26 protein-coding genes are annotated in these 23,336 nt (G+C 71.3%); 17 read left to right on the forward strand and 9 right to left on the reverse strand.

Features of this window, described 5'->3' with window-relative positions:
* Positions 1-16: 16 nt before the first annotated feature.
* On the reverse strand, positions 17-1,342 hold the full coding sequence (locus tag ACN261_RS17765) for an ABC transporter substrate-binding protein (protein ID WP_421486490.1): 1,326 nt from the start codon (positions 1,340-1,342) through the stop codon (positions 17-19).
* 278 nt (positions 1,343-1,620) lie between these two features.
* Here ACN261_RS17765 and ACN261_RS17770 point away from each other — a divergent pair, with 278 nt between their 5' ends.
* Positions 1,621-3,669 (forward strand): beta-galactosidase, encoded by a 2,049-nt coding sequence (locus ACN261_RS17770; protein ID WP_425851116.1) that lies wholly within the window; start codon positions 1,621-1,623, stop codon positions 3,667-3,669.
* Positions 3,670-3,709: 40 nt separating this feature from the next.
* Positions 3,710-4,486 (forward strand): DeoR/GlpR family DNA-binding transcription regulator, encoded by a 777-nt coding sequence (locus ACN261_RS17775; RefSeq protein ID WP_421486492.1) that lies wholly within the window; start codon positions 3,710-3,712, stop codon positions 4,484-4,486.
* Positions 4,487-4,496: 10 nt separating this feature from the next.
* Here the strand turns inward: ACN261_RS17775 and ACN261_RS17780 are convergent, their stop codons facing one another.
* Both ACN261_RS17780 and ACN261_RS17785 read right to left on the reverse strand, forming a co-directional pair.
* The gene (locus ACN261_RS17780; RefSeq protein WP_425851118.1) at positions 4,497-4,760 is read right to left on the reverse strand and encodes a hypothetical protein; all 264 of its coding nucleotides are present in this window, start codon (positions 4,758-4,760) and stop codon (positions 4,497-4,499) included.
* A complete protein-coding gene (locus ACN261_RS17785) occupies positions 4,754-5,002 on the reverse strand; it encodes a DivIVA domain-containing protein (RefSeq protein WP_425851119.1) in 249 nt (82 codons plus the stop codon). Before ACN261_RS17785 ends, ACN261_RS17780 begins: the two co-directional genes overlap by 7 nt.
* 308 nt (positions 5,003-5,310) lie before the next feature.
* Here ACN261_RS17785 and ACN261_RS17790 point away from each other — a divergent pair, with 308 nt between their 5' ends.
* From ACN261_RS17790 to ACN261_RS17805, 4 genes are all read left to right on the forward strand, one after another.
* Positions 5,311-6,183 carry a helix-turn-helix domain-containing protein gene (locus ACN261_RS17790; protein WP_364312888.1) on the forward strand — a complete coding sequence of 291 codons (873 nt, stop codon included), beginning with the start codon at positions 5,311-5,313 and terminating at the stop codon, positions 6,181-6,183.
* Positions 6,180-6,398: a DUF397 domain-containing protein gene (locus ACN261_RS17795; RefSeq protein ID WP_425851122.1), complete on the forward strand. Its 219-nt coding sequence runs from the start codon at positions 6,180-6,182 to the stop codon at positions 6,396-6,398. The genes ACN261_RS17790 and ACN261_RS17795 overlap by 4 nt, the downstream gene beginning before the upstream one ends.
* A 516-nt stretch (positions 6,399-6,914) precedes the next feature.
* Positions 6,915-7,358, forward strand: coding sequence for a hypothetical protein (locus tag ACN261_RS17800; RefSeq protein ID WP_425851123.1), 444 nt, complete (start codon positions 6,915-6,917; stop codon positions 7,356-7,358).
* 1 nt (position 7,359) lies between these two features.
* The gene (locus ACN261_RS17805; RefSeq protein ID WP_425851125.1) at positions 7,360-7,683 is read left to right on the forward strand and encodes a hypothetical protein; all 324 of its coding nucleotides are present in this window, start codon (positions 7,360-7,362) and stop codon (positions 7,681-7,683) included.
* Between the two features lie 319 nt (positions 7,684-8,002).
* Here the strand turns inward: ACN261_RS17805 and ACN261_RS17810 are convergent, their stop codons facing one another.
* Positions 8,003-8,380: a winged helix-turn-helix transcriptional regulator gene (locus ACN261_RS17810; protein WP_425851127.1), complete on the reverse strand. Its 378-nt coding sequence runs from the start codon at positions 8,378-8,380 to the stop codon at positions 8,003-8,005.
* A 116-nt stretch (positions 8,381-8,496) separates the two neighbouring features.
* Between ACN261_RS17810 and ACN261_RS17815 the strand changes: the two genes are divergently transcribed.
* Both ACN261_RS17815 and ACN261_RS17820 read left to right on the forward strand, forming a co-directional pair.
* Positions 8,497-8,862 carry a DoxX family protein gene (locus ACN261_RS17815; RefSeq protein ID WP_421486499.1) on the forward strand — a complete coding sequence of 122 codons (366 nt, stop codon included), beginning with the start codon at positions 8,497-8,499 and terminating at the stop codon, positions 8,860-8,862.
* 57 nt (positions 8,863-8,919) lie between these two features.
* Positions 8,920-9,354: a hypothetical protein gene (locus ACN261_RS17820; protein WP_425851129.1), complete on the forward strand. Its 435-nt coding sequence runs from the start codon at positions 8,920-8,922 to the stop codon at positions 9,352-9,354.
* Here the strand turns inward: ACN261_RS17820 and ACN261_RS17825 are convergent.
* Positions 9,328-9,759, reverse strand: a complete 432-nt coding sequence (locus ACN261_RS17825; RefSeq protein ID WP_425851130.1) for an NUDIX domain-containing protein — start codon at positions 9,757-9,759, stop codon at positions 9,328-9,330. The two genes, ACN261_RS17820 and ACN261_RS17825, sit on opposite strands and share 27 nt — an antisense overlap.
* A 143-nt stretch (positions 9,760-9,902) precedes the next feature.
* Here ACN261_RS17825 and ACN261_RS17830 point away from each other — a divergent pair, with 143 nt between their 5' ends.
* The 3 genes from ACN261_RS17830 to ACN261_RS17840 all read left to right on the forward strand — a co-directional run bounded on the left by ACN261_RS17830 (position 9,903) and on the right by ACN261_RS17840 (position 11,790).
* Complete coding sequence (locus ACN261_RS17830; protein ID WP_425851132.1) at positions 9,903-10,634, forward strand: phosphotransferase; 732 nt, start codon at positions 9,903-9,905, stop codon at positions 10,632-10,634.
* A gap of 126 nt (positions 10,635-10,760) precedes the next feature.
* A complete protein-coding gene (locus tag ACN261_RS17835) occupies positions 10,761-11,321 on the forward strand; it encodes a DinB family protein (protein WP_421486503.1) in 561 nt (186 codons plus the stop codon).
* Between the two features lie 127 nt (positions 11,322-11,448).
* Positions 11,449-11,790 carry a hypothetical protein gene (locus ACN261_RS17840; protein WP_421486504.1) on the forward strand — a complete coding sequence of 114 codons (342 nt, stop codon included), beginning with the start codon at positions 11,449-11,451 and terminating at the stop codon, positions 11,788-11,790.
* 93 nt (positions 11,791-11,883) lie between these two features.
* Here the strand turns inward: ACN261_RS17840 and ACN261_RS17845 are convergent, their stop codons facing one another.
* The gene (locus ACN261_RS17845) at positions 11,884-12,738 is read right to left on the reverse strand and encodes an alpha/beta fold hydrolase (protein WP_425851134.1); all 855 of its coding nucleotides are present in this window, start codon (positions 12,736-12,738) and stop codon (positions 11,884-11,886) included.
* Positions 12,739-12,794: 56 nt separating this feature from the next.
* Here ACN261_RS17845 and ACN261_RS17850 point away from each other — a divergent pair, with 56 nt between their 5' ends.
* The 3 genes from ACN261_RS17850 to ACN261_RS17860 all read left to right on the forward strand — a co-directional run bounded on the left by ACN261_RS17850 (position 12,795) and on the right by ACN261_RS17860 (position 15,851).
* Positions 12,795-13,463, forward strand: a complete 669-nt coding sequence (locus tag ACN261_RS17850) for a TetR/AcrR family transcriptional regulator (protein WP_425851136.1) — start codon at positions 12,795-12,797, stop codon at positions 13,461-13,463.
* A gap of 72 nt (positions 13,464-13,535) precedes the next feature.
* On the forward strand, positions 13,536-14,801 hold the full coding sequence (locus ACN261_RS17855; protein ID WP_425851138.1) for a Bcr/CflA family efflux MFS transporter: 1,266 nt from the start codon (positions 13,536-13,538) through the stop codon (positions 14,799-14,801).
* A 63-nt stretch (positions 14,802-14,864) separates the two neighbouring features.
* Positions 14,865-15,851 carry a sporulation protein gene (locus tag ACN261_RS17860; RefSeq protein ID WP_421486508.1) on the forward strand — a complete coding sequence of 329 codons (987 nt, stop codon included), beginning with the start codon at positions 14,865-14,867 and terminating at the stop codon, positions 15,849-15,851.
* Between the two features lie 124 nt (positions 15,852-15,975).
* Here ACN261_RS17860 and ACN261_RS17865 read toward each other — a convergent pair whose 3' ends face one another.
* The gene (locus tag ACN261_RS17865) at positions 15,976-16,260 is read right to left on the reverse strand and encodes a hypothetical protein (protein WP_363657138.1); all 285 of its coding nucleotides are present in this window, start codon (positions 16,258-16,260) and stop codon (positions 15,976-15,978) included.
* Between the two features lie 415 nt (positions 16,261-16,675).
* On the opposite strand from ACN261_RS17865, the gene ACN261_RS17870 reads away from it, so the two are divergent.
* Positions 16,676-17,065: a hypothetical protein gene (locus ACN261_RS17870; protein ID WP_232377442.1), complete on the forward strand. Its 390-nt coding sequence runs from the start codon at positions 16,676-16,678 to the stop codon at positions 17,063-17,065.
* A gap of 70 nt (positions 17,066-17,135) precedes the next feature.
* Here the strand turns inward: ACN261_RS17870 and ACN261_RS17875 are convergent, their stop codons facing one another.
* Positions 17,136-19,397: a HelD family protein gene (locus tag ACN261_RS17875; protein ID WP_425853617.1), complete on the reverse strand. Its 2,262-nt coding sequence runs from the start codon at positions 19,395-19,397 to the stop codon at positions 17,136-17,138.
* Positions 19,398-19,691: 294 nt separating this feature from the next.
* A complete protein-coding gene (locus ACN261_RS17880) occupies positions 19,692-20,831 on the reverse strand; it encodes a LolA family protein (RefSeq protein ID WP_421486510.1) in 1,140 nt (379 codons plus the stop codon).
* A gap of 95 nt (positions 20,832-20,926) precedes the next feature.
* On the opposite strand from ACN261_RS17880, the gene ACN261_RS17885 reads away from it, so the two are divergent.
* Both ACN261_RS17885 and ACN261_RS17890 read left to right on the forward strand, forming a co-directional pair.
* A complete protein-coding gene (locus ACN261_RS17885) occupies positions 20,927-21,583 on the forward strand; it encodes a response regulator transcription factor (protein ID WP_145922653.1) in 657 nt (218 codons plus the stop codon).
* Between the two features lie 41 nt (positions 21,584-21,624).
* Positions 21,625-23,130, forward strand: a complete 1,506-nt coding sequence (locus tag ACN261_RS17890) for a HAMP domain-containing sensor histidine kinase (protein WP_425853618.1) — start codon at positions 21,625-21,627, stop codon at positions 23,128-23,130.
* Positions 23,131-23,336 lie beyond the last annotated feature (206 nt).

Here is a 23,336-nt window from a genome sequence, read left to right on the forward strand (position 1 = left end):
CCTCCCCCTCTCGCCGTCAGCTGGTGAAGATCGACTTCTTCTGGTTCTCGATGCTGTTGACCAGCCCGTCGATGTCCTTGGGGTTCTTGATGAACTGCTGGAGCGCCGGGATGATCACGGTGGAGGCGAAGTCCGGCCGGGTGTCCCGGTCGAGGAACTGGGCGATCTCGGTGGCCGAGCCGACCAGCTCGGCGGCCTTCTTCTGCAGGGCCGTGTAGCCGCTGGTGTCCGCGCCGCTGTTGGCGACCAGCGTGGTCGGGTCGTTCTTCACCGTGATGTCGGCGGCCTCCTTGGAGCCGACGAACTCCAGCAGCTTCTTGGCGTTGGCCTCGGCCTTCGGCTTGCGGGCCAGCATGTAGCCGTCGATCGGCGCGTCCAGGGCCTTGGCCCCGATGGCCGGATCGATCTCGGGGAAGGTGAAGAAGTCGATGTCGTCCTGCTCGTCGTTGCCGAACTGCTGGGCGACGAAGAGACCGAGCAGGTACATGCCGCTCTTCTTCTGCTGCAACGACTGGGCGGCCTCCTGCCAGGTGCGGCCCAGGCTGTCCGGCTGGTGCAGCGGGAGCAGCCCGGCCCAGGTGTCGAAGACCTTCTTGACCTTGTCGGAGGTCCACGCCTCCTTGCCCGCCATCAGGTCGATGTGGAACTGGTAGCCGTTGATCCGCAGGTTGAGGATGTCGAAGGTGCCCATCGCCGGCCAGCCGTCCTTGTCGGCGAAGGCGATCGGGGTGAGGCCGTCCCGCTTCATCTGGGCGCTGAGGGTGGTGAGCTGGTCGAGGGTGGTCGGCACCTGGTAGCCGTGCTGCTTCCAGACCGACTTGCGGTAGAACATCGCCCACGGGTAGTACGACGACGGCACGAAGTACTGCTTGCCGTCGTCCCCGGTGGACGCCTTCTTGAACGCGTCGGAGTAGCCGGAGAGCTTGCCCCACAGGTCGCTGATGTCGCCGGCCAGTCCCTTGGCGGCGAAGAAGCGCATCCGGTAGCCGGCGAACCACATGAACACGTCGTCCGGCTTGCCCTGCAGGTAGTTGTTGATGTTCTCCTGGTAGGTGTTGTGGTCCACGGTGTTGATCTTGGTGGTGATGCCGGACGAGGTCTTGAACCCGTCCATCACCTTGGCGATGACCCCCTTGGGCTGCGGGTCGGACTGGTTGGAACCGACCGACACCTCCTTGCTGTCGGCGCCCGACCCGGAGTCGGAGCCGCAACCGGCGAGCAGCCCGGTGCCGAGCAGCGCGCCCGCGCCGACCCCGGTGATCAGGGAACGTCGTCCGATGCCGGCGACGGAGGACGGTACGAGCCGGGCGAGATACTCGGCTTCGGTGCGGGGACGGGACATGGTGCCTCCTGCGGAAGAAGAGGTGCGCTGCGCCCGAGGGCCGTCAGTGGTGGGGGAGCGGCTGTTCGAGATGCCAACATAGATCCACCGAGAACGAACATTGGCAAACACAAACTCCCGGTGGCGCTTGAAGCTACCCGTCCGTACGCGCCTGTCAAGAGGGCAGCTCCGGATCGGTATCGCCGAAGCCGTACGGGATCCTGGCGGTAAACGTTGGAAAGCGGGTCCGTGTTGGAAAGTGTTGACTTGATCGACCGCTAGGGGCACGCTCTGCTCTCATGCGGCAACACGGCAGCTGGCAGGGCGACGGAATCTACTTCGGCGCCGACTACAACCCCGAGCAGTGGCCCGAGCAGGTCTGGGCCGACGACGTCGCGCTCATGCGCCGGGCCGGCGTCAACCTCGTCTCGGTCGGCATCTTCTCCTGGGCCCTGCTCGAACCGTCCCCCGGCCGGTACGAGTTCGGCTGGCTCGACCGCGCCCTCGACGTCCTGCACGCCGGAGGCATCCGGGTCGACCTGGCCACCGCCACCGCCAGCCCGCCCCCGTGGCTGGCCCACCGGCACCCCGAGACGCTGCCGCGCACCGTCGACGGCACCGTGCTGTGGCCCGGCGGCCGGCAGGGCTACTGCCCCAGCTCGCCGATCTTCCGCCAGCACTCACTCGCCCTGGTCGAGACGGTCGCCGACCGCTACGCCGAGCACCCCGCCGTGGTGATGTGGCACGTCTCCAACGAGCTGGGCTGCCACAACGTGCACTGCTACTGCGACGTCAGCGCCGAGGCGTTCCGCGACTGGCTGCGGGAGCGCTACGGCGACCTCGACCGGCTCAACGACGCCTGGGGCACCACCTTCTGGAGCCAGCGCTACCACGACTGGGCCGAGATCAACCCGCCGCGCGCCGCGCCCACCTTCGCCAACCCCACCCAGCAACTCGACTTCCTGCGCTTCTCCTCCGACGCCCAGCGCGCCCAGCTCCGCGCCGAACGGGAGGTGCTCAAGCGGCGGGTCGGCCAGCCGGTCACCACCAACTTCATGATCGGCATGGGCATCAAGCACATGGACTACCACTCCTGGGCCGCCGACGTGGACCTGGTCGCCAACGACCACTACCTGACCGTCACCGACCCGAACGCCCACCTCGGCCTGGCGTTCGCCGCCGACCACACCCGGGGCGTGGCCGGCGGCGACCCGTGGCTGCTGATGGAACACTCCACCAGCGCGGTCAACTGGCAGCCGCGCAACGTCGCCAAGACCCCCGGCCAGCTGCGCCGCAACAGCCTCACCCACGTGGCGCGCGGCGCCGACGGGGTGCTGTTCTTCCAGTGGCGGGCCTCCCGGGCCGGGGCGGAGAAGTTCCACTCCGCCCTCGTCCCGCACGCCGGCCCGGACACGAAGGTCTTCGACGAGGTCTGCCGGCTCGGCGCCGACCTCACCGCCCTGGCCGAGGTACGCGGCAGCCGGGTCGACGCCGACGTGGCGATCCTGTTCGACTGGGAGGCGTGGTGGGGCGTCGAGCTGGACTCCCACCCCAGCGTCGACGTCACCTACGCCGACCGGATGCGGGCGCTCTACGACGCGCTGTGGCGGGCCGGGGTCACCGCCGACGTGGTGCACCCGTCGACCGACCTGTCCGGCTACCGGCTGGTCCTCGTCCCCACCCTCTACCTGGTCCGTGACGCCGACGCCGAGGCGCTGGGCCGGTACGTCGCCGGGGGCGGGACGGCGCTGGTGACGTACTTCAGTGGGATCGTCGACGAGCACGACCACATCCGGCTCGGCGGCTACCCGGGGGCGTTCCGGGACCTGCTCGGGGTGCGTACCGAAGAGTTCTTCCCGCTGTTGGCAGGCGAGCGGGTGGCCCTCGACGACGGGTCCACCGCCGACGTGTGGACCGAGTGGCTGCACCCGGCCGGCGCGGAGGTCGTCGCGTCCTACGAGGACGGTCCGTTGCCGGGCGTGCCCGCGCTGACCCGGCACCGGGTCGGCGACGGCACCGCCTGGTACCTGGCCACCCGGCTCGACGAGGCGGCCACCGACGCCCTGGTGGGCCGGCTGCTCACCGAGGCCGGGGTACGCCCACCTGCCGCCGCCCCGCCCGGCGTCGAGGTGGTCCGTCGCCGGGCCGACGACCGGTCCTGGCTGTTCGTGGTCAACCACACCGACGCCGAGGCGACCCTCGACGTGACCGGCACCGACCTGCTCACCGGGCAGCCCTGCGGCGGCACGCTGCGGGTGCCGGCCGGCGAGGTGGCCGTGGTCCGGGATGAGCCGGCGGTGAGCGGGGCGGTCCCAGCGGGTGAACCGTCCCCGGCCGCAGCGGCCTGACCTGCGTACCGTTCCCTCGTCCGCGCGGTTGGGAGGTTCGATGCTCGCTCAGCAACGGCAGAACGCCATCCTGGAGCTGATCCGGCAGCGCGGCGGGGTGCGGGTCAGTCACCTGGTCAGCCGGTTCGGCGTCTCCGACATGACTATCCGCCGCGACCTGGAGGTGCTCGCCGAACGGGGGCTGGTCGACAAGGTGCACGGCGGGGCGACCCTGGCCGGCCCCGGGTCCGCCGAGGAACCCGGCTTCGCCGCGAAGTCGGTCCGCCAGCAGGACGAGAAGCGGGCCATCGCCGGCCGGGCGGCCCGGATGGTCGAGCCCGGGATGGCCGTCGCGTTGTCGGCCGGCACCACCACCGCCGCGCTGGCCACCCTGCTCGGCGACGTACCCGGGTTGACCGTGGTGACCAACTCGATCCCGGTCGCCGACGCGCTCTACCAGAACCCGCGCGTCGACCAGACGGTGGTGCTGACCGGCGGCATCCGTACCCCGTCGGACGCGCTGACCGGGCCGGTGGCCGAGGCGGCGATCCGTACCCTGAACGTGGATCTGCTCTTTCTCGGCGTGCACGGGATGAGCCCGCGCACCGGGTTCACCACCCCCAACCTGCTGGAGGCGGCGGTCAACAAGCGGCTGATCGGGGCGGCCCGGCACCTGGTGGTGCTGGCCGACCACACCAAGTGGGAGACGATCGGCATCGCCACCATCGCCCCACTGGCCGAGGCCGACCTGCTGATCACCGACGCCGGGCTGTCGGCGGACGGCCGCCGGCAGATCGGCGAACAGGTCGGTGAGCTGGTCGTCGTCGAGGTCGGCTGACCCCGGTTCATCAGTCGGGGTCGCACGGCCCGTCGTGGTCGGCCCGCGCCCGGCAGCGCCGCCGGTCCGGCAAGATCCGGTCACAGAACACCCACCGTCGTACGTGCTGGGCGTCCTCGGCCGACACGGTGGCCCCGGCCACCTCGACCCCCGGCACCAACGCCAACGACCGCGCGAGCGCGTACGCGAACCACAACGCCTGCTCCTCGGACGTGACCGTCACGGGCAGGTGCAGCACGTAGCGGGGACCGGTCGTCGGGTCGTGACTCAGCACGGGGGACGGTTGGCCTGGGCGCTGCGGCGGTCCCGCAGCAGCCGCTTGAGCCTGGTGTTCTCCCCGGTCAGCCGGGTCACCTCCTGGTGCAGGCTGGCCAGCTCCAGGGCGATCCGGAGCAGGAACCGGCGTACCTCCCGGGGGTCGAGGCCGCGCCGGCCGAAGCCGGCGGCGGGGAACTGGTGGTCGCGGACCAGGACCGGATGCAGCCGGGCCGGCAGCGTGCCGTCGTCGCGGATCATTCGTCGCCTCCTGACGGGTACGGGGTCGCGGGAACCCGCGCCGCCGTGATAGGTATTCAGCAAGTCGGTCGGAGCCGGAATTCGGCTTCATGTTGAGACCCGACGAGATCCGGTATGCGGCTGCCATCCGCGAGGCCGTCTCTCGTCACCTTCTCGGCTGTTGGCACAGCCGCGGTTACTGCGCTTGCACCGGGCGTGCCCGGGGGCCGGTGATCACCCTCACCCGAAGGCCACATTTCCACTGGCCTCCGTATTGGTGCAACGACACCAACGGATTTCTTCTCGTTGGTACCTCCGGGGAGGTGAGCATGGCCGCAAAGAGGGAAGCGTTCGTCCGCACCCTGCGCGCGCAGTGGCTCGGTCAGCAGATGCGCGAGCTGCGCGAGCAGCGGGGCCTGACTCTCAAGTACGTGGCGAAGTTCCTGGAACGGGACTTCTCGTCGCTGGCTCGGTACGAGCGGGCCGAGTGGCCGTTCCGTCGTGATCTCGTGGTGGAGCTGCTCGATCTTTATGGCGTCTACGACGAGCGCGAGCGCGATCGGCTGATCCAGTTGGCTCAGGACGCCTGGCGGGTGGACCGGTGGGACAACAGCTTCGACCGGGCGATCTACGACACGTCCTTCATCGACTTCCCCTGGCTGGAGGCGCGGGCGAACCAGGTCTGCACCTACGCGTCACTGCTGATCCCCGGACTTCTCCAGACCAGGGACTACGCCGAGGCCGTCATCAGGAACGCGGAGCCGAGTTCCACCAGCGAGAGTCAGATCCGCAAGTGGGTGCAACTACGGATGGACCGGCAACGCCTGCTGGAGGGTCCTTCCGCGACCAACCTTTCCGTGATCATCGAAGAGTCCGCGCTCCGCCGGCCGGTGATGAGCCGTGGAGTGATGGCTGGACAGTTCCTCCACTTGGGGCAGATGGTGACCAGACCGACTGTCGAGGTGCGGGTGCTGCCGGCCTCGCTGGGACTTCACGCCGGTCTTGACGGAACCTTCTGGCTGTTCAAGATGCCGCCCCCGTACTCCGACGTGGCACACGCCGAGACTCTGGGCGGCCGGCTGTTCATGGAATCGGACAAGGCCCTGCGGTACGTCCACGCGTACGATCGCCTCCGGGAGGCCGCACTCAGCGTGAGCGAGTCGGTGAAGCTGATCGCAGCACTCGCGGAGGAGCTGTCATGAGCGAGATCATGCCTGCCGTGGCGTGGCACATCAGCACCAGGAGCCCGGACAACGGGGGTAACTGCGTGGAGGCAGGGCCGTTGCTCGACGGTTCGGGCCGGGTGGCGGTGCGGCACAGCAAGGCACGGGACGCGGCGACGATCGTCTACACGGCTGACGAGTGGGCGGCCTTCGTCGGCGGAGTCAAGGACGGCGAGTTCGACTTCGGTAGGTAACCCATGGCCTTCCGAGAACGACAGGGGTGGTGGCCTGCGAGGTGTGCCACCCGTCGTGCCACCTAAGGTCGAGGACCCTCACCTCGAACAGGACGTCAGTCCGCGGTAGTCGTCCGGTGCAAAGCGCGGGCTGAACTCGCCGTCGTTGGTGCCGGGCCAATTCCTACCGATACAGGTGAGGGCTGTCCCTGCGGGGCGTACCCCTACCGTTGCGCCTGACTTACGAACCGTACCGGCCTGCAGACGGCTGCCGTTCATGCTCCGTGTCACGCGCCTGTCCGGCGAGGATCGGTCTGCTGTATCTGCCGGTCGAGCTTTCGCTCGCGTTGAGAAGAGCGCTTTGATCATGGCAACAAGTTCGGTTCCGGGTCGCGCTCTCCGGTTGCAGCTCCCAGTCGCGTCTAGCGAGCCGCCTTGCGCTACCCTTATCCCCGCCCGGGTCGCTTCTGCTCCACGTAAGACTGCCGGTGCAGAGGATTGCGTGCCAGTAAAATGCAAAATAGCCTTGCTGTGGGGATGGGATGGCTTCAAGTGCATGCAGCTCAGAAGCGTTTGCGCAAGGTTGCAAAATGGCTTATGGGTGCGCTCTTGGGTTTGCTGATATCCGTCCTTGATCAATCGCAGGATATATTTACTGGCAAAGCTACCGTCACTGCGTTAATCTCAAATGGTACGGCATGTACGGTGGTTATCGGTGCACTCATTGCATCAATGTCGGACGTGCTTTTTGACTTCGATCATACTCAAGGTCAAGCTCGTTGGCCGGTTTTGACCATGCAGTGGGGCCATGTTCTGACACTGAGCACGGCCGCCTTCGTCATGGGGGCGATGAAGATGCAGTTGACTATAAAAGGTTTCGATCCAAATATTTGGTCGGGCTTTAATACTGTTTCTGTGGTACTCTTAAGTTTCACGCTCCCGCTTGGCCTGATATCCGTCTTCCTTTCGGAGGGGAGCTAGTGTGGCCGGCTTCGAGGCGCTGGGACTGGAAGTTGCGGCATGGATTGGAACTGCCGTGACGTCCGCGCTCGCCGGGACATCGCTTGTGGGCAGCATCGTTGATCGGCTACAAAGGCGCAGGCGGCATGGTTTCCTAGTGCGTGGCGAGGTTCGCAACCCGTCGCCATCTGCGGGATTGAATGAACGGCAGCTGCATGAACTGCGGGAGCAGGTCGTGAATCGCGCCATCGAAACGGGACTTTCCGCTGAGCAGGCCGAGCGAATAAGCGATGCAGTTCTCAGGGGTATGGCGAAGCAGCGCCGTGATGCCGATGCGGAAGGATGAGTCATCACTTTTCACTTGGCGGCTGCATGAGGTGGGTATGGGAGATAGGGCAGAGCACGGGCGGCTTGATGCTCGGGTGCAGGAGGGTGAACCCTTGACGGTTACGGTGGACGGCCCCCTGCCAGCCGTGCTCGGACGGCCCAGCCCTCAGACATGGTGCGAATAGTACGACCTGATCAGCGTGTTCGGGCAATCCGCAGATCTCGGGTGGGCGAGCGATCGGGATCTCTTGGAAGGTAGCCGCGAGTGGGAGCGAGGAGCCTCGGTGCGCTCAAAGTCCGCAACATGACGCGATAATCCGGCTCGGTACAGTCCGCCGTCATCGGGACCTATCCTGGTGGAGGGCTCGGCTGGCCTCGATGTGGGGGACGTGTTCGATGGCCCAGCCGGCGAGGGCCAGCGCGGGCGGGATGAGGCTCTTTCCGGTCGGCGTCAGCGCGTACTCCACCCGGGGCGGGACCTCCGCGTACGCCGTGCGGGACACCAGGCCGTCGTGCTCCAGGTGGCGCAGGGTGAGTGTCAACATGCGCTGGGAGATGCCGGGGATCTGCTGGTGCAGCTCGGTGAAGCGCAGCGCGCCCGCGTCGAGCGTCGCCACGATCAGCAGCGTCCATTTGTTGCAGATGCGGTCGAGGATCGCCCGGATCGTCCGGCCGCCGTCGCCCCGGATCATGCAGGTGTGTTCGTACTGCGACATGACCACCCCCTGTGCCTTACGCACACCCGTGTGCCTTTTGTAAGCCCTCCGATACTGACACATGATGTGGCTAGTTCCTTCTCGTAACCATTGGGTTCAGAGCTGGAGGGCCCGTCATGACACTCGCCTACTGGATCGTCGCCGCCCTGCTGGCCGTCTTCTACCTCTACGCCGGGGGCAAGAAGGTCGCGCAGAGCCGGGAGCAGTTGCAACCGATGATGGGCTGGGTCGACCGCGTACCCATGCCGTTGGTCCGGACCATCGGGGTGCTGGAGGTGCTCGGCGCGGCCGGCCTGATCCTGCCGCCGCTGACCGGGATCGCACCCTGGCTCGCGGTCGCGGCGGCCGTCGGGTTCGTCCTGATCCAGGTCGGCGGCATCGCGGTGCACCTGTCCCGGGGTGAGGCCCGCCAGATCGGGCTCAACATCGTCCTGCTGGTGACCGCCGCCGTCGCCACCTGGCTGGCCACCGTCTGGGTCTGAGCCGGACGAGGGTCGTCCGCTGGCCGACGCGCCGCCCGCACCGGGCAGAATGCCGGGATGGCACTCGACAGGTCCGGAAAACTGTGGCGCGGGGAGAACGTCGACGACCTCGCCGACTACCTCCGTTACTTCGCGGCCGGCGGCTACCCGGTCGCCACGGTGGTGGAGTCCCGGTGTGCCGGGTGCGACGGCCGTGCCTTCCGCGTCGACATCGACGAGGAGGAGGCGACCCGGCGGACCTGCCTCGCCTGCGGCGCGGTCGCCTTCATCGGCGACAGCGCCGACTACTGGGACGAGACCGGTCACGAGTCCTGCTCCTGCCCCTGCGGAGGTGAGGAGTTCGCCGTCGCGGTCGGCTACGCGCTCGGTGCCGACGGCGAGGTGCGCTGGATCAGCGTCGGCCTGAGGTGCCTCGACGACGGCACGCTCGGCGTCTACGCCGACACGAAGATCGACTACCTGCCGTCACGTCACCTCCTCGATCAGGCGTGAGGCGGGCGGCCGGTCGAGGGCGCGGAGCAGCGCCGGTAGGCCGCCGTGCACGAGGGGGAGGCCGCCCAGCTCGCTGAGCCCGACCCAGCCGAGGTCGTCATGCTCGTCGGGCGCGCGGTTGGTGGGGGAGCCGAGCCAGGCTCCGACGTGCCACACACCCACGTGTACGGCGTCCGCGCCGCTGTCGGACCGCAGCTCACCCAGCCGGGAGCAGGACTCCGCGACGATTTCGACGCCGACCTCCTCGCGCAGCTCACGGGCGAGGGCCTGGCGTTCGGACTCGCCCGCGTCGACGTGACCCCCGGGCAGATCCCACAGATCCGGGTACGCCAGGCGGGCCGGACTGCGGTGCACCAGCAGGACCGCGTCGTTCACCACGAGCGCCCCGCAGACGACGATGTGCATGCCGGGATTCGACCACAGGGGTGGGACAGTCGGGCCGTGGTCGGGTCCGGTCGTACCAAATTCAGTGTCGTCGGCGTCGTGACGCCCGGTATACCGGGCAGACGCGTGAAGAGGTGCTTCCCGGCGGTAACACCACGGGTGCCGTGTCGATCGATGGTGTCGTACACAAGCGGGCGTCGCGGTGGACGACCACCGTGCACGCGGTGCTGCGACATCTGGAGGATGCCGGGTTCGACGCCGCTCCCCGCGCCCTCGGCTTCGACGACCAGGGCCGCGAGATGCTCAGCTATCTGCCGGGGGAGACGATCGGCGGCCGGGAGCCCTGGCCCGACTGGGCGAGGGCCGACGCGATGCTCGTCCAGGTCGGCCGGTGGCTGCGCCGGGTCCACGACCTGACCGCCGACTTCACCCCGCCGCCCGACGAATGCTGGTTCGTCGGCCGCACGATGGGCCCCGGGCTGGTCGTCGGGCACCAGGACGCCTCCCCCTACAACGCGGTGGTGGACGGTGACCGGCTGGTCGGGTTCTGCGACTGGGACACCGCCGGCCCGTCGTCGCGGGAGTGGGACCTGGCGTTCTCCGCGCTGACCTGGGTGCCGCTGGCATCATCGCGCGACGGCAGCCCGTTGAGCGACGACGACCTGCGCGAGCGGGCCCGCCGGCTGCGCCTGCTGCTCGACGCGTACGGCTACGAGGGTGACCGGGGTGGGTTCGCCGCTGCCGTACCGCAGCGGGCCCGGCGGCAGGCGGGCGTGATCCGTCACCTGGCCGACGCCGGGGATGCTGCGGCGACCGCGCTGCTGCCCATCGCGGCCCTGCTGGAGCGGTCCGCGACCGACGTCGAAGCCCTTCCGGCGACCTTCTGGACGCGGTGACCGCACTCGTGGGCGGAGACGCCACCACCAGCCATTCGCTCCTGCCGAGGTGAGCGCGTCGGCAACAACACGGACGCCCACGGAAACGGGTTTGGCAGGATTGCAGCCATCGGGAAGGGTGCACGCATGACCAGTCAGCGGCACGTCGGTTACCACGGCATGTGGGCGGAACCCGAAGCGGACCCCAGGTCCGCCGTCAGCCCTGAGGGCGAACTGGCGACCATCCGTGGTTACCTGTCCAATTACCGCCTGACGCTGGGCATGAAATGCGAAGACCTCTCACCGGAGCAGTTGGCCTCCCGGTCGGTGCCGCCGTCGACGATGAGCCTGCTCGGCCTGCTCCGCCACATGGCCGCCGTGGAGCACAACTGGTTCTACCGGATCCTGCAGGGCAACCTGGACGCGCCGCCGCTGCACTGGTCCACGGAGGAACCCGACCGGGACTTCGACGGTGCGGTGGCTGACCCGGACGTCGTGGACGATGCGTTCACCACCTGGCGAGAGCAGATCGCCATGGCTGACAGGTGGCTGGATTCGGTGACCGATCTCGGCACGATGGTCAGCATGGCCAACGGCGAGCAGGTCAGCGTCCGCGACATCCTGATCCATATGGTCGAGGAGTACGCGCGGCACTGTGGCCATGCGGACCTGCTCCGCGAATGCATCGATGGACGTACGGGCCAGTAGCCGCCCGAGAGGGGTGCGCAACCCCGTGGATCGTCGCGGACGAGTTCTGGGCCGGTCGAAGGCGGAGGTGCGGCTACCGTGGTGAGGGGGCACTACGGGAGGAACGGGTTTGACCGAGGGTTGCACGGTGACGGTGTGCCGCGACTGTTGCTGCGGCAGCCGGACCAAGCATCCGACGGTCGATCACGGGGCGCAGCTCGACGGTCTACGAGAGGCTCTGGAGCCGGATCATCGGGTGCGGACCAGTCTGTGCCTGGACGTGTGCGCGCAGTCCAACGTGATGGTGGTGCAGCCCGGTCCGGCCGCGCGGCGTCACGGTGCGCGGCCGGTCTGGTTCGGGCTTGTCGCCGACGACGCCGTGGTGGCTGATCTGGTCGCCTGGGTTCGGGCCGGTGGTCCGGGTGTGGCGGCGTTGCCGGCCGTGCTGGAGTTGTCGGTGATCACGTCGCCGGTGCTCACCGGTCGGTGAGGGTGGGCGGGGTCGGCGTAACCGGCACCTCGGTGGGCCGACGCCGGCCCTGTCGCACGGCTGACGCCGGCCCGCCTGCCGTCCGCCGGCTGGTCAGGAGCGGGCCCGCTGCGAGGTGACCGGGGTGGTGAAGAACTCCGCCAGCGCGTCGACCAGGTGCTGCGGGGCCCGGTTGAGCGCGTCGTGACCGGCGCGCGGCACCACCAGCGTGCGGGCGTGCGGCAGCGCCCCGGCCAGCGCCTCGGTGATCGGCCGGTAGTAGGGCGGGCCGCTGCCGCCGCAGGCCAGCAGCACCTCGGCGGTGACGCCGGCCCACCGCTGCGGCGGGCTGTCGTGGTGCTGGATCAGCGCGCTCTCGTCCAGGGTGGACGGCAGCAGCTCGCCCATGCCGCGCCCGATCGGCGTACGCAGGAACAGCCGGCAGATGGCCACCTGGACGGCCAGTGGCAGGCGCGACGTGGCCGACTGGGTGTTGAGGCCGGCCCCGGTGATCGCCATGGCGCGGGCGATGTCGCCCGCGTGTGCCGCCGCGCGGGCGGCGGGCACCCAGTCGAGCGGGAACAGGCCGTTGACCTGGACTGCCGGGTCGTAGAGGGCGAGCCGGTCGATCGGCAGCCCTCGGGCGGCGGCGCGCAGGGCCACGAAGCCGCCGCCGCTGTGGCCGAGCACGTTGCCGACCCCGGTGGCGGTCAGCAGCGCGGCGAGGTCGTCGACGTCCTGCTCGCCGTCGTAGGGCTCGGCACGGGCCGCCGCGTCGTCGCGCCCGCGACGGTTGTAGAGGTGCACGGTGAACCGGTCGGCCAGCCGCAGGGCCAACCGGCGGTAGATGCCGATGGTGACGCCGCCGCCGTGCACCACGACGATGCCCGGCCCGCTGCCGGTGGAGTGGAGCACGATCTCGGCGTCGTCGGCCGCCGGTACCCGCTGCACGGTCCAGTGCTGTTCCATCTCGTCCTCCCCGACATCGAAACCGCGAACGGCGTTTGCAGTTTTAGAGTGTAGCGGTGACCTCACCCGACGAGCCAGCGCGTCCGCCGATCTGGTCCCGGCCCGCCCGGGGGCAGCGCGGCCCCGTGCCCTCGCACTCCCGGGACGAGATCGTGGCCGCCGCGATCGTGGTGGCCGACGCCGACGGCATCGGCGCGGTCTCCATGCGGGCGGTCGCCGCCGCGCTGCACACCGGTGCCGGCTCGCTCTACCGCTACCTGTCCTCCCGCGACGACCTGCTCGACCTGATGGTCGACCGGGCCGCGGGGGAGTTGCGCCCCTACCCGGAAGCCGGCGACGACTGGCTCGACACCATGCTGCGCCTCGCCCGGCGGCAACTCGACCTCTACCGGCGGCACCCCTGGCTGGTGGAGGTCCTGCCCCGGCCGACCGCCCCCGGCCCGCAGAGCCTGGCCTGGTTCGACCACTGCCTGGCCGTCCTGCGGCCGGTGCCGGCGGCGACCACCACCAAGTTCGAGGCGATCGCCATGATGACCGGGGTGACGTCGCTGTTCGCCCGGCAGGAGTCCGCCGCGCCGCCGGTCGGCTTCGCCGGCATCGACCTGGCGGCCTACCCGAACCTGGTCGCCGCCATGGCCGACCCGTCACCGTCCGCGCCCCGCGACCTCTTCGAAGCGACGGTACGCAGCGTCCTGCGTGGACTGCTCGTCGACGACGCCGTATAGGCCCGGACGCGCCTGATGGCGGCCCGACACCACAACCCTGCGCCCGCCCGGTCACGGGACTACGGTCCATGGGTGACACCACCGCAGGTGAAGACGCCGTCCAGGTCGCACCCACCCGGCCGGGCGGCGGGCAAACCCTCCATGGCCGCGCTGGTGCTGCTGACCGGGGTGGGGCCGTTCGCCACCGACGCGTACATCGCGGCCCTGCCCGAACTGCGGCGCTCCCTGGACACCAGCGCCACCATGGCGCAGCTGACCCTGACCGCGTTCATCATCGGTGTGGCCGCCGGTCAGCTCCTGCTCGGCCCGGTCAGCGACAGCCGGGGCCGGCGCGGCATCGTCCTGGTGAGCACCGTGAGTTTCGCCCTGCTGTCGCTGCTCTGCGCCGCCGCCCCGACCGCCGGGGTGCTGGTGCTCGCCCGGCTCGGGCAGGGGATCGCGGCCGGCACCGGGGTGGCGCTCGGCCGGGCGATGGTGACCGACGCGTGGCAGGGCGACCATGCCGCCGCCCGGTTCGGCAGCATCGCCTCGGTGACGTTTCTCGGCCCGGTGCTGGCACCGGCGGTCGGCGGGGTGATCCTCGACCACGGCACCTGGCGTACCGTCTTCCTCGCCCTCACCGGGCTGGGGGCGGCGATGGCGGTGGCCGCGCTGGTCGGCCTGCCGGAGACGCTGCCCGCGCACCGCCGGCACGGCGGTGGGCCGCACGCGGCGCTGGCCCGGATGACCGGGCTGCTGCGCGACCGGACGGTGCTCACCAACCTGGTCGTGCTCTGCCTGGCCATCGCCGGGTTCTTCACCTACATCGGCGGCTCGGCGTTCGTCTTCCAGACCGCCTACCGGGTGGACGAGTCCCGCTACACCCTCATCTTCGCCACCAACGCCGCCGGGATGGCCGCCGCCGGGCTGCTGTTCCGGGTGCTGGTCAGGCGGGCCGGTGCCGGCCGGCTGCGGGCCGCCGGGCTCGCCGCGTCCACGGTGGCCACCCTCGTACTGCTGGTCGTCGCCCTGGTCGACCGGCGGGCCGGGGGGCCGCTGGCCGTGCCGTGGACGCTGCTCGCCGTGGTGGTCGCCGGCATGGGCCTGACCCTCCCGGCCAGCACCGCGCTGGCCCAGGAGGCGGGCCGGCGTTCCGCCGGCACCACCGCCGCGCTCCAGGGTGGCCTGGGTTTCCTCGCCGGCGCGCTGGTCACGCCGCTCACCGGTCTCCTCGGGTACGCCACCCTGCTGCCCATGGCCTCGGCCATGGCGGTCTTCTTCGTGGCGGGCTGCGTGGTGCTGGTGCTGCTGGCCCGCCCCGGTGCGTCCTTTCAGGCACTTCACAGTCCTGGCGGTTAGGGTGCGCCGGGTAACCGTGCGTGCTCCACGGTGGAGTGCGCCGACCGTGAAGCGGGAGTTCCGATGGTCTTCAAGAAGATGCTGAGCGCGTTCGGGGTCGGCGGGCCCAGCGTCGACACCGTCCTGGCCAACCCGAACACCCGGCCCGGCCTGACCCTCGACGGCAACGTGAACCTGGTCGGCGGGGACGCCCCCGCCAACATCGAGCAGATCGGCATCGGCCTGGTCACCCGGGTCGAGATCGAGGGCGGCGACAGCGAGTACGCAGGCGTCATGGAGTTCCACCGGATGGTGGTCAGCGGCCCGCTCCAGCTCGCCCCCAAGCAGCAGCTCGCCATCCCGTTCCAGTTCCCGGTGCCGTGGGAGACCCCGATCACCGACGTCTACGGGCAGCGCCTGCACGGCATGACCATGGGGCTGCGGACCGAGCTGGCCATCGCCCGCGCGGTCGACAAGAGCGACCTCGACCAGGTCAACGTGCACCCGCTGCCGGTGCACGAGCGCATCCTCGGCGCGTTCCAGCAGCTCGGTTTCCGGTTCAAGCACGCCGACCTGGAGCGGGGACACATCCGGGGCTCGCAGCAGACGCTGCCGTTCTACCAGGAGATCGAGTTCTTCGCCGCGCCCCAGTACGCGCAGGTCATCTCCGAGGTGGAGCTGACCTTCGTGACCAGCCCACACGGCGTCGAGGTGGTGCTGGAGTGCGACAAGCGGGGCGGCTTCCTCAGCTCCGGGCACGACGTGTTCGGCAGGTACACCGTCTCCCACGGCGACGTCGACCGGGTCGACTGGGCCCAGGTCGTCGACGGCTGGCTGCGCGAGACCACCGCCACGTACGGCAACCTGCGCGCCTCCTCCGGCTTCGGTGCCCCCGGCCACGGTTACCCGATGCACGGCCACGGCCACGGTCACCACGGCCGGGGGCCGGGGATGGGCGGCGTGGTGGCCGGCGCGGCACTCGGTGTCGCCGGTGGACTCGTCGCCGGTGAACTTCTCGACGACGCCTTCGAGGGCGACGACGACGGCGGCGACTTCGGCGACGACGAGTGAGCTGAGGATCGCGCCCGACACCGGCGGGCCGCCGTGCGGCGGCCGACGCGGACCAGCGATGGCCCCCGGGAGGAATCCCGGGGGCCATCGTGCTCAGCAGCTCACGCTGCTCGGGTCAGCCGTGTCAGCGACGACCCTTGCGCTCCGCGCCGGAACGCCGCGCCGAACCCGCCTTCGCCAGGCCCCGGCTCACCAGGTAGGCGCCGGTCAGGGCGGTCAGGAACCACCACGCCTGCGTCGGGTTGTTGATGTTCAGGCCGTTCGTGGTGGTGCCACGCCAGAAGGCGGAGATCACCACGACCGCGACGGCGGCGGCGTAGACCCAGAACTCGGTGGTCAGGAACGACTGCTTGGTCTCCGTACCCGGAGACGGCATCGGTTCCCGGTGCCCGTCGTGCATCATCGGCATCTGCCGGGTCTGGTCGTTCATCATGGCGTTGCGCTGGGCGGTGTCCTGCATCGGCCGGTTCATGGGCCTGGTGGATGCAGCCTGCGTGCTCATCTGGTCCTCCTCAGGATTTGATGAGTACCTGCACTCCCTCGCCCCGCTACCGCGGTCGGCCACGGCACGGTTCACCTGCTGTGGCGGGGGCACCCTGGGTCTACCCCCCGACCCGGAGCAGGTAACACCGGCCTCCGGCCGAAAATCCGCCACCCGCCGGGTCCGCAGCCCGGTGCCCCGACCGTGGTACGCGCCGCCCCGGCCGGCAGAAAGCGGTGGTGTCCGGCCGGGCCAAGGGCGGTGGTGTTTGGTGGTCGGGCCCCCGGGCACGCAGTGGGTTCCACCGACACCCTGTGAGGTGAGGAACGTGCGCGACGACAGGATGCGGGAGTCCACCCGCCAGGCCGAGGAACGGCTCACCGCCGGGGCGTACGGTCCCGGTGCCCTCGACGAGGTGACCGTGCCCCAGATCGACGTGACCCGGGCACTGCAGGAGGACGACCCGGACGACGTGGCCGACGTGCCGGTCGACCCGGAGGTGCTGCGCGACGGCGGCCCCACCCGGGGTCAGGGCGCGGTTACCACCACCGGCGGCACGGCCGGGCCGGCCAGCGTCCGGCGGGTGGCCCGGCAACCCGAACGGCATCCGGGCACGGTGGCCCCGACCACCACCGGCGACGCCACCACCGGTGGCCTGAGCACCCCGACCGGCGGCCCGGTCAGCGACCAGTCCGCCAGCGCCGTCGAGATCGGCGACTTCTCCGACGACTGACGCCGGCCGCCGCCGACGCCCCGGCGGCCGGGTCGGAGGGGCCCGCCCCCCGACCCGGCCGCGCGGGCGGTCAGCCGGTCGGGCGCAGCACGCCCAGGCGTCGGGTGGCGCGGGTCAACGCGACGTAGAGGTCGCTGCGGCCCCGGGGCGACTCGGCGACGATCCCGTCCGGGTCGACCACCAGCACCGAGTCGAACTCCAGCCCCTTGGCCTGGCCGACGGTGAGCAGCACCACCCGGCTCTCCAACTCGGGCTGCTCGCCCACGGCCACCTCGGGCATCGCGGCCAGCACGACGCCCGCCAACTCGTCGGCCCGCCCGGCCGGCACGATCACCCCGAGTCGGCCGCCGCCGTCGCCGGGGTGGCCGTCCCCGTCGCCACCGGCGAGGTCGGCGGCCTCCGCACGGGCCGCCGCGACCAGTTCCGCGCCGAGCCGGCCCGCCGTGACAGTCCGGTCCCACGGCGGCACGCCGCTGTGGCGTACCGAGCGGGGCGGGCGTAGCTCCGGGTCGATCCCGGCGAGCACCTCGGCGGCCACCGCCATGATCTCGGCCGGGGTGCGGTAGCTGACGGTCAGCTCCTCCAGCCGCCAGCGCCGTGCCACGTACGGCTCCAGCGCCTCGCCCCAGGACGGGGTGCCGGCCAGCGCCCCGGTCTGCGCCACGTCCCCGACGATCGTCATCGACCGGCTCGGGCAGCGGCGCATCAGCAGCCGCCAGGCCATCGGGGTCAACTCCTGCGCCTCGTCCACGATCACGTGCCCGAACGCCCACCGTCGGTCGGCGGCGGCCCGCTGCGCGGTGGTCAGCCGGTCGGTCTCCTCCTGCCGTTCCAGCAGCCGATCGGCGTCGATCAGGTCGGTGACGCCGAGGATCTCACCGCCTTCGGCCTCGTCCTCGACGTCGATCGAGCGGGAACCCCTGGCGATCTCCAGCACGCCCTCGGCGTACTCGCGTTGGAAGGACCTGATGCGTTCCCGGCGGGCGGCGGCGGCCCGCTCGTCCTCGCCGAGCAGCTCGGCGGCCTCGTCGAGCAGCGGCACGTCGGCCGGCGTCCAGCCACCGCCGGGTGCGCGGTGCAGCAGGGCGCGTTCGTCGTCGGTGAGCATCGGCGCGGCGGCCGCGATCCGCTCGGGCGCGGCGTACAGGTCGGCGAGCAGCCGTTGCGGGGTGAGCACCGGCCACAACTCGTCCAGGACGGCGGTGATCTCCGGTTCCTCGCGCAGCTCCCGACGGATCTCGGCCCGGTCCGCCTCCTCCAGCAGGTTGTCCCCGCCGAGCGGGTCCGCCCCGATCCGCTCGGCGACCTGGTCGGCGAGGGCGTGCACGATCTCGATGTCGAACAGGGCGCGGGCCAGGTTGTGCGGTCGGTCGCTACGCCGGACCCGGTCACGGGCCTGGCGTACCGTCTCCGGGTCCAGTCGCAGCACCTCCCGCTGGGGCAGTTCGATCTCGATCGGCTCGTCCGGCACCCACTGCCGGTCGCGGACGGCGGCGGCGAGCACCTCGGCCAGCACCGCCCGGCCCTTGAGGGCGGCGGTCCGGGCCGGTTCGGTGCGCCGGGCGCTGACCCCGGGGAACAGGTCGCCGGGGGTGCTGAGCAGCACACCCGTCTCGGCCAACGTCGGCAGCACCTGCGAGATGTAGCGCAGGAACGTCGCGTTCGGCCCGACCAGCAGCACGCCCCGGGTGGAGAGCTGCTGCCGGTGGGTGTAGAGCAGGTACGCGGCGCGGTGCAGCGCGACCGCCGTCTTGCCGGTGCCGGGGCCGCCCTGCACGACCAGCACGCCGGGCAGGTCGGCCCGGATGATCCGGTCCTGTTCGGCCTGGATGGTCTCCACGATGTCCCGCATCCGGCCGGTCCGGCCGGCGCTGAGCGCGGCGAGCAGCGACGCCTCACCGGTCAGTTCCTCGTGGCCGGTGGGGGAGGCGGTCTCGATGTCCAGCACCTCGTCGTTGAGGCCGGTGACCTTCCGCTCCCGGGTGCGCAGGTGCCGCCGCATCCGGATGCCCTGCGGGTTGGCGGCGGTGGCGAGATAGAACGGCCGGGCGGCGGGGGCACGCCAGTCCATCAGCAGCGGGTCGTAGTCGCCCTCGGTGTCGAAGATGCCGATCCGGCCGATGTAGTGCCGGCCGCCGTCGGCCCCGTCGAGCCGGCCGAAGGCCAGCCCCTGCTCGACCGCCGAGAACTGCTCGACCTGGTCGGCGTACATCTGGACGGCGCTGTCGCGCTGGGAGCGGTCCTGCTGGGTGCCGCCGCCACCGGCGCGCAGCTCGTCGGTGAGCCGCCGGGCGGCCTGCTCACGCATGGCGTCCAGCCGGCCGTAGAGCATCGAGACGTACTCCTGCTCGCGGCCGATCTCGTCGTCGTGTTGTCGCAGCTCGTCCGGGTGCGTTGACAAGCCGTCTCCTCGTCGCTTAGAATAACGCATGGAATGGCTCTTCAGCCGTTCCTTTTTGCATTTCGGGAACTGTTCAAGATACCGCCTGCGGCGGCCCCCACCAAGCCTGCCGGACACGACTCCGAGCCCACGCCGGACACGACTCCGAACCCATGCCGGACACGGCGACGGGGGCCCGCGTCGGCTCGCGCCGACCCGGACCCCCGAGGGTCGTGACGTGCGGGATCAGCCCCGCGCCGCCTCGTACAGCCGCTCCGGCGTCACCAGACCGGCGAGCACCCGCCCGTCATCGGTGAGCAGCACGCTGAACAGCTTCCCGGCGAACAACCGACCGCTGCCCCAGTCCCCGCTGACCTTCGGCAACCCGTTGAGCAGGTCGAGGGCCTGCGCCGCGCCGGGGCCGTCGGCCGGTCCCGGCTTCGCCGCGTCACCGGCCGGCGTCCGCGCCACGTCCGCCGCGCCGGTCCGCGCCACCAGCACGGTGGTCCAGCCCGTCCCCACGGTACGCAGACCCGCGTCCCCGGCCCCCGGACGCTGCGCGCCCGGCTTGCCCTCCTTGCGGTGCGGACCGGCCTTCGACCCCGGCCGGCCGGTGGTCTCCTCGGACACCTTCACCCCGGGCGGCGGGTTGAAGGTGAACTGGTCGGCGTCGGGACGACGGTAGTCGACCTGGGTGAAGGCCACCTCGAACGCCGGCCGGTCGGCCCCGTCGGCGAGCACCTCGAACCGCAGCGGCACGTGCTCCGTCGCGTCGATGGCGATCCGCACCTGGTGCACCAGGGACGCCTCGTCACGGGGGGTGAGCACCAGCTCGTACGCGTCCCGACCGGCGACCGTGGCCGACCGGCCGGTGGTCACCAGCGTGCTCGGGTCGACGGCGGCCAACGCCTGCTCGGCGGCGTCCTTCGGGGTGACCGGCAACGCGCCCTCCGCCGCCCGCCCGGTCGACTCCGGCAGCGTCCGGTGCGTCGCCGTGTTGGCCTTGCTGTCCCAGGTCCACACGTCCCGACCGGAACGGATGACGTCCCGCTCGCCCAGGGTGTCGAGCAACGCGACCCGCTGCCGGTCCGGCCCCGAGTACCAGACCCGCAGGGTGTGCGTGCCGGTGAGCAGCGCGGCGTCCCCGCCGGCCAGCCCGGCCAGCGGCGGCAGCCCGAGGTCGGCCCGCTGCACCACCGTGCCGGACAACCCGTCCAGCCGGGCGGTCTGCAGGTCGACGAGGAGTTGGGCGGCGCTGCGCGGCGGCAGGGCCGGCTCGGCGTTCGCGGCGAACGTGCCGATCGCGGCACCCCCACCGACGACGGTGACCGCGGCGGTCAGCGGCACCAGCCACCGCAGGGTGGAACGGTTCTTCAGTACGGACATGAGCGCACCTCCTGCGACCATCCTGCCGGTTCGCTGCTGTGAGCCCGCTGAGGACGGCGTGCCGGTCCGTCGCGTCGAGGTGGCACGCTGGGACGATGCGGGTGCTGGTGGTGGAGGATGAGGCCCGGTTGGCGGCGGCGTTGCAACGTGGCCTCACAGCCGAGGGGTTCGTGGTGGACACGGCCGGCACCGGCCCGGCGGGGCTGGACGCCGCCCGGCACGGCGGCTACGACGCGATGATCCTCGACGTGATGCTCCCCGGCCTGTCCGGCTACGAGGTGGTCCGCCGGCTGCGCGCCGACGAGCACTGGCTGCCGGTGCTGATGCTCTCCGCCAAGGACGGCGAGTACGACCAGGCCGACGGGCTGGACTGCGGGGCCGACGACTACCTGACCAAACCCTTCTCGTACGTGGTGCTGGTGGCCCGGCTGCGGGCGCTGCTGCGCCGGGGCGCACCGGAACGGCCGACCGTGCTCGCCGTCGGGGACCTGCGGCTGGACCCGGCCCGCCGCCGGGTCACGAGGGCCGACGCCGAGGTGGTGCTCACCGCCCGGGAGTTCGCGCTGCTCGAATACCTGATCCGCCGCCCCGGCGAGGTGATCTCCAAGACCGAACTGCTCGACCACGTCTGGGACGCCAGCCTGCGGACCGCCCCGAACGCCGTCGAGGTGTACGTCGGCTACCTGCGCCGCAAGATCGGCCGGGACCGGTTGGAGACCGTCCGGGGCGCCGGCTACCGGCTGATCCCGTGAGCCGGCTGCGCTGGTCGGCGCTCGGGCTGCGCGCCCGGCTGATGGTGCTCGGCGTGGCCGGCCTGTCGGTCGGGCTGGCCCTCGGCGGGGTGGTGCTGCTGGTGGCGCTCGGCTGGACGCTGCAACGCACCGTCGACGAGGAGGCGTTCCGCACCGCCGACGCGGTCGCCCGACTGGCCGGGGAGAACGCCCTGCCCGATCCGCTGCCGGTGGCCGGTGGGCAGCTACGGGTCCAGGTGGTCGACTCCGCCGGGCGGATCCGGGCCGCCTCCATCGACGCCGACCGGCTGGTGCCGATGGTCCGCCCCGACCAGCTCACCGGCACCGGCCGGCAGCGCACCGTGGTACCCGGCCAACGGCTCGGCTGGGAGGGGCCGGTACGCGTGGTGGCGGTACCCGCCCGGTCGGCGGGGGAGCCGGTGACCGTGCTGGTGGGCCGCTCCACGGTGGACGTCAGGCACGCCACCCAGGCCGCCCGTACGGTGCTACTGGTCGCCTTCCCGCTGCTGGTGGGGCTGCTCGCGGTGGTCGCCTGGCGGGTGGTCGGGGCCACCCTGCGCCCGGTCGAGGCGCTACGCAGCGGGGCCGCCGAGATCACCGGGCGGGACGCGGCCGGCCGGCTGCCCGTACCCGCCTCCCAGGACGAGATCCACCGGCTGGCGGTCACCCTCAACGACATGCTGGACCGGTTGGCGGCGGCCCGCGCCCGGCAACGGTCGTTCCTCGCCGACGCGGCACACGAACTGCGCAGCCCGTTGACGAACATGCGTACCGAACTGGAGGTGGCTCAGCGCCTCGGTGACCGTACCGACTGGCCTGCCGTCGCCGCCGACCTGCTCACCGACACCGAACGGCTGGGCCGGCTCGTCGACGACCTGCTCCTGCTCGCCCGCCTCGACGAGGAGCCGGCACACCAGGTCGACCACCTCCGCGCGGCGGAGCCGGTGGAGCTGGGTGCCCTGCTCACCGAGGCCGCCGCCCGCTGGCCCGGCCCGACCGCCGGGACTGCCGGGTCGCCGGAGGCCGCCGTCGTCGCGGGTACGGCCGGGCCGCGGGAGGCCGCCGTCGTGGGGGCGGGGCCGGTGGAGGCCGCCGTCGTGGGGGCGGGTGAGTCGCCGGAGGGCGTCGTCGTCGGGGCGGGTCGGGCGGTGTCACCGGAGGTGACCGTCGTCGCGGCGGCGGGTGCGGTGTGGACCGTCGGTGTGCCCGACGAACTGCGGCGGGTGCTGGGGAACCTGGTCGACAACGCCGTCCGGCACGCCCGTACCCGGGTGGTGCTGGCGGTCCAACCGGCGGCCGACGGGACGTACCACCTGGTGACGGTGACCGACGACGGACCGGGAATCCCGGTCGCGGACCGGGAGCGGGTGTTCCGCCGGTTCGCCCGGCTGGACGAGGGGCGGGCCCGGGACGCGGGCGGTGCCGGACTCGGCCTGGCCATCGTGCGCGAGCTGGTACGCCGGGGCGGCGGCACCGTCACCCTCGACGACGCCCACCCCGGCCTGACCGTCCGACTCCACCTGCCGGTCCTACCCGACCCCGACTGACCCACCTCCCGCCGTGCCTGCCACCCGCCCGTGGTCCCCGCCCGCGCGAGCGCGGCAGCCCGCCCCGGCGTGCCCCGCCCCGGCGTGCCCCGCCCCGGCGTGCCCCGCCCCGGCGTGCCCCGCCCTGGCGTGCCCCGTCCGCCTGCGGTGATCAAGAGGTTTGCGTCGGGAATTCCGCTGGGGGTGACGCAAACCTCTTGATCAAC

The organism is Micromonospora sp. WMMD723, assembly GCF_049863385.1.
GTDB lineage: Bacteria > Actinomycetota > Actinomycetes > Mycobacteriales > Micromonosporaceae > Micromonospora > Micromonospora wenchangensis.

Excerpts from the sequence above, each read along its gene's own strand:
- ACN261_RS17810 (WP_425851127.1), bottom strand. The coding sequence starts at position 8,380 with ATGTCGCAGTACGAACACACCTGCATGATCCGGGGCGACGGCGGCCGG.
- ACN261_RS17835 (WP_421486503.1), top strand. The coding sequence starts at position 10,761 with ATGACCAGTCAGCGGCACGTCGGTTACCACGGCATGTGGGCGGAACCC.
- ACN261_RS17765 (WP_421486490.1), bottom strand. The coding sequence starts at position 1,342 with ATGTCCCGTCCCCGCACCGAAGCCGAGTATCTCGCCCGGCTCGTACCG.
- ACN261_RS17865 (WP_363657138.1), bottom strand. The coding sequence starts at position 16,260 with ATGCCGATGATGCACGACGGGCACCGGGAACCGATGCCGTCTCCGGGT.
- ACN261_RS17875 (WP_425853617.1), bottom strand. The coding sequence starts at position 19,397 with ATGCTCTACGGCCGGCTGGACGCCATGCGTGAGCAGGCCGCCCGGCGG.
- ACN261_RS17845 (WP_425851134.1), bottom strand. The coding sequence starts at position 12,738 with ATGGAACAGCACTGGACCGTGCAGCGGGTACCGGCGGCCGACGACGCC.
- ACN261_RS17870 (WP_232377442.1), top strand. The coding sequence starts at position 16,676 with ATGCGGGAGTCCACCCGCCAGGCCGAGGAACGGCTCACCGCCGGGGCG.
- ACN261_RS17820 (WP_425851129.1), top strand. The coding sequence starts at position 8,920 with ATGGCACTCGACAGGTCCGGAAAACTGTGGCGCGGGGAGAACGTCGAC.
- ACN261_RS17800 (WP_425851123.1), top strand. The coding sequence starts at position 6,915 with ATGGGATGGCTTCAAGTGCATGCAGCTCAGAAGCGTTTGCGCAAGGTT.
- ACN261_RS17890 (WP_425853618.1), top strand. The coding sequence starts at position 21,625 with ATGGTGCTCGGCGTGGCCGGCCTGTCGGTCGGGCTGGCCCTCGGCGGG.
- ACN261_RS17885 (WP_145922653.1), top strand. The coding sequence starts at position 20,927 with ATGCGGGTGCTGGTGGTGGAGGATGAGGCCCGGTTGGCGGCGGCGTTG.
- ACN261_RS17770 (WP_425851116.1), top strand. The coding sequence starts at position 1,621 with ATGCGGCAACACGGCAGCTGGCAGGGCGACGGAATCTACTTCGGCGCC.
- ACN261_RS17790 (WP_364312888.1), top strand. The coding sequence starts at position 5,311 with ATGGCCGCAAAGAGGGAAGCGTTCGTCCGCACCCTGCGCGCGCAGTGG.
- ACN261_RS17785 (WP_425851119.1), bottom strand. The coding sequence starts at position 5,002 with ATGATCCGCGACGACGGCACGCTGCCGGCCCGGCTGCATCCGGTCCTG.
- ACN261_RS17825 (WP_425851130.1), bottom strand. The coding sequence starts at position 9,759 with ATGCACATCGTCGTCTGCGGGGCGCTCGTGGTGAACGACGCGGTCCTG.
- ACN261_RS17815 (WP_421486499.1), top strand. The coding sequence starts at position 8,497 with ATGACACTCGCCTACTGGATCGTCGCCGCCCTGCTGGCCGTCTTCTAC.
- ACN261_RS17795 (WP_425851122.1), top strand. The coding sequence starts at position 6,180 with ATGAGCGAGATCATGCCTGCCGTGGCGTGGCACATCAGCACCAGGAGC.
- ACN261_RS17860 (WP_421486508.1), top strand. The coding sequence starts at position 14,865 with ATGGTCTTCAAGAAGATGCTGAGCGCGTTCGGGGTCGGCGGGCCCAGC.
- ACN261_RS17775 (WP_421486492.1), top strand. The coding sequence starts at position 3,710 with ATGCTCGCTCAGCAACGGCAGAACGCCATCCTGGAGCTGATCCGGCAG.
- ACN261_RS17880 (WP_421486510.1), bottom strand. The coding sequence starts at position 20,831 with ATGTCCGTACTGAAGAACCGTTCCACCCTGCGGTGGCTGGTGCCGCTG.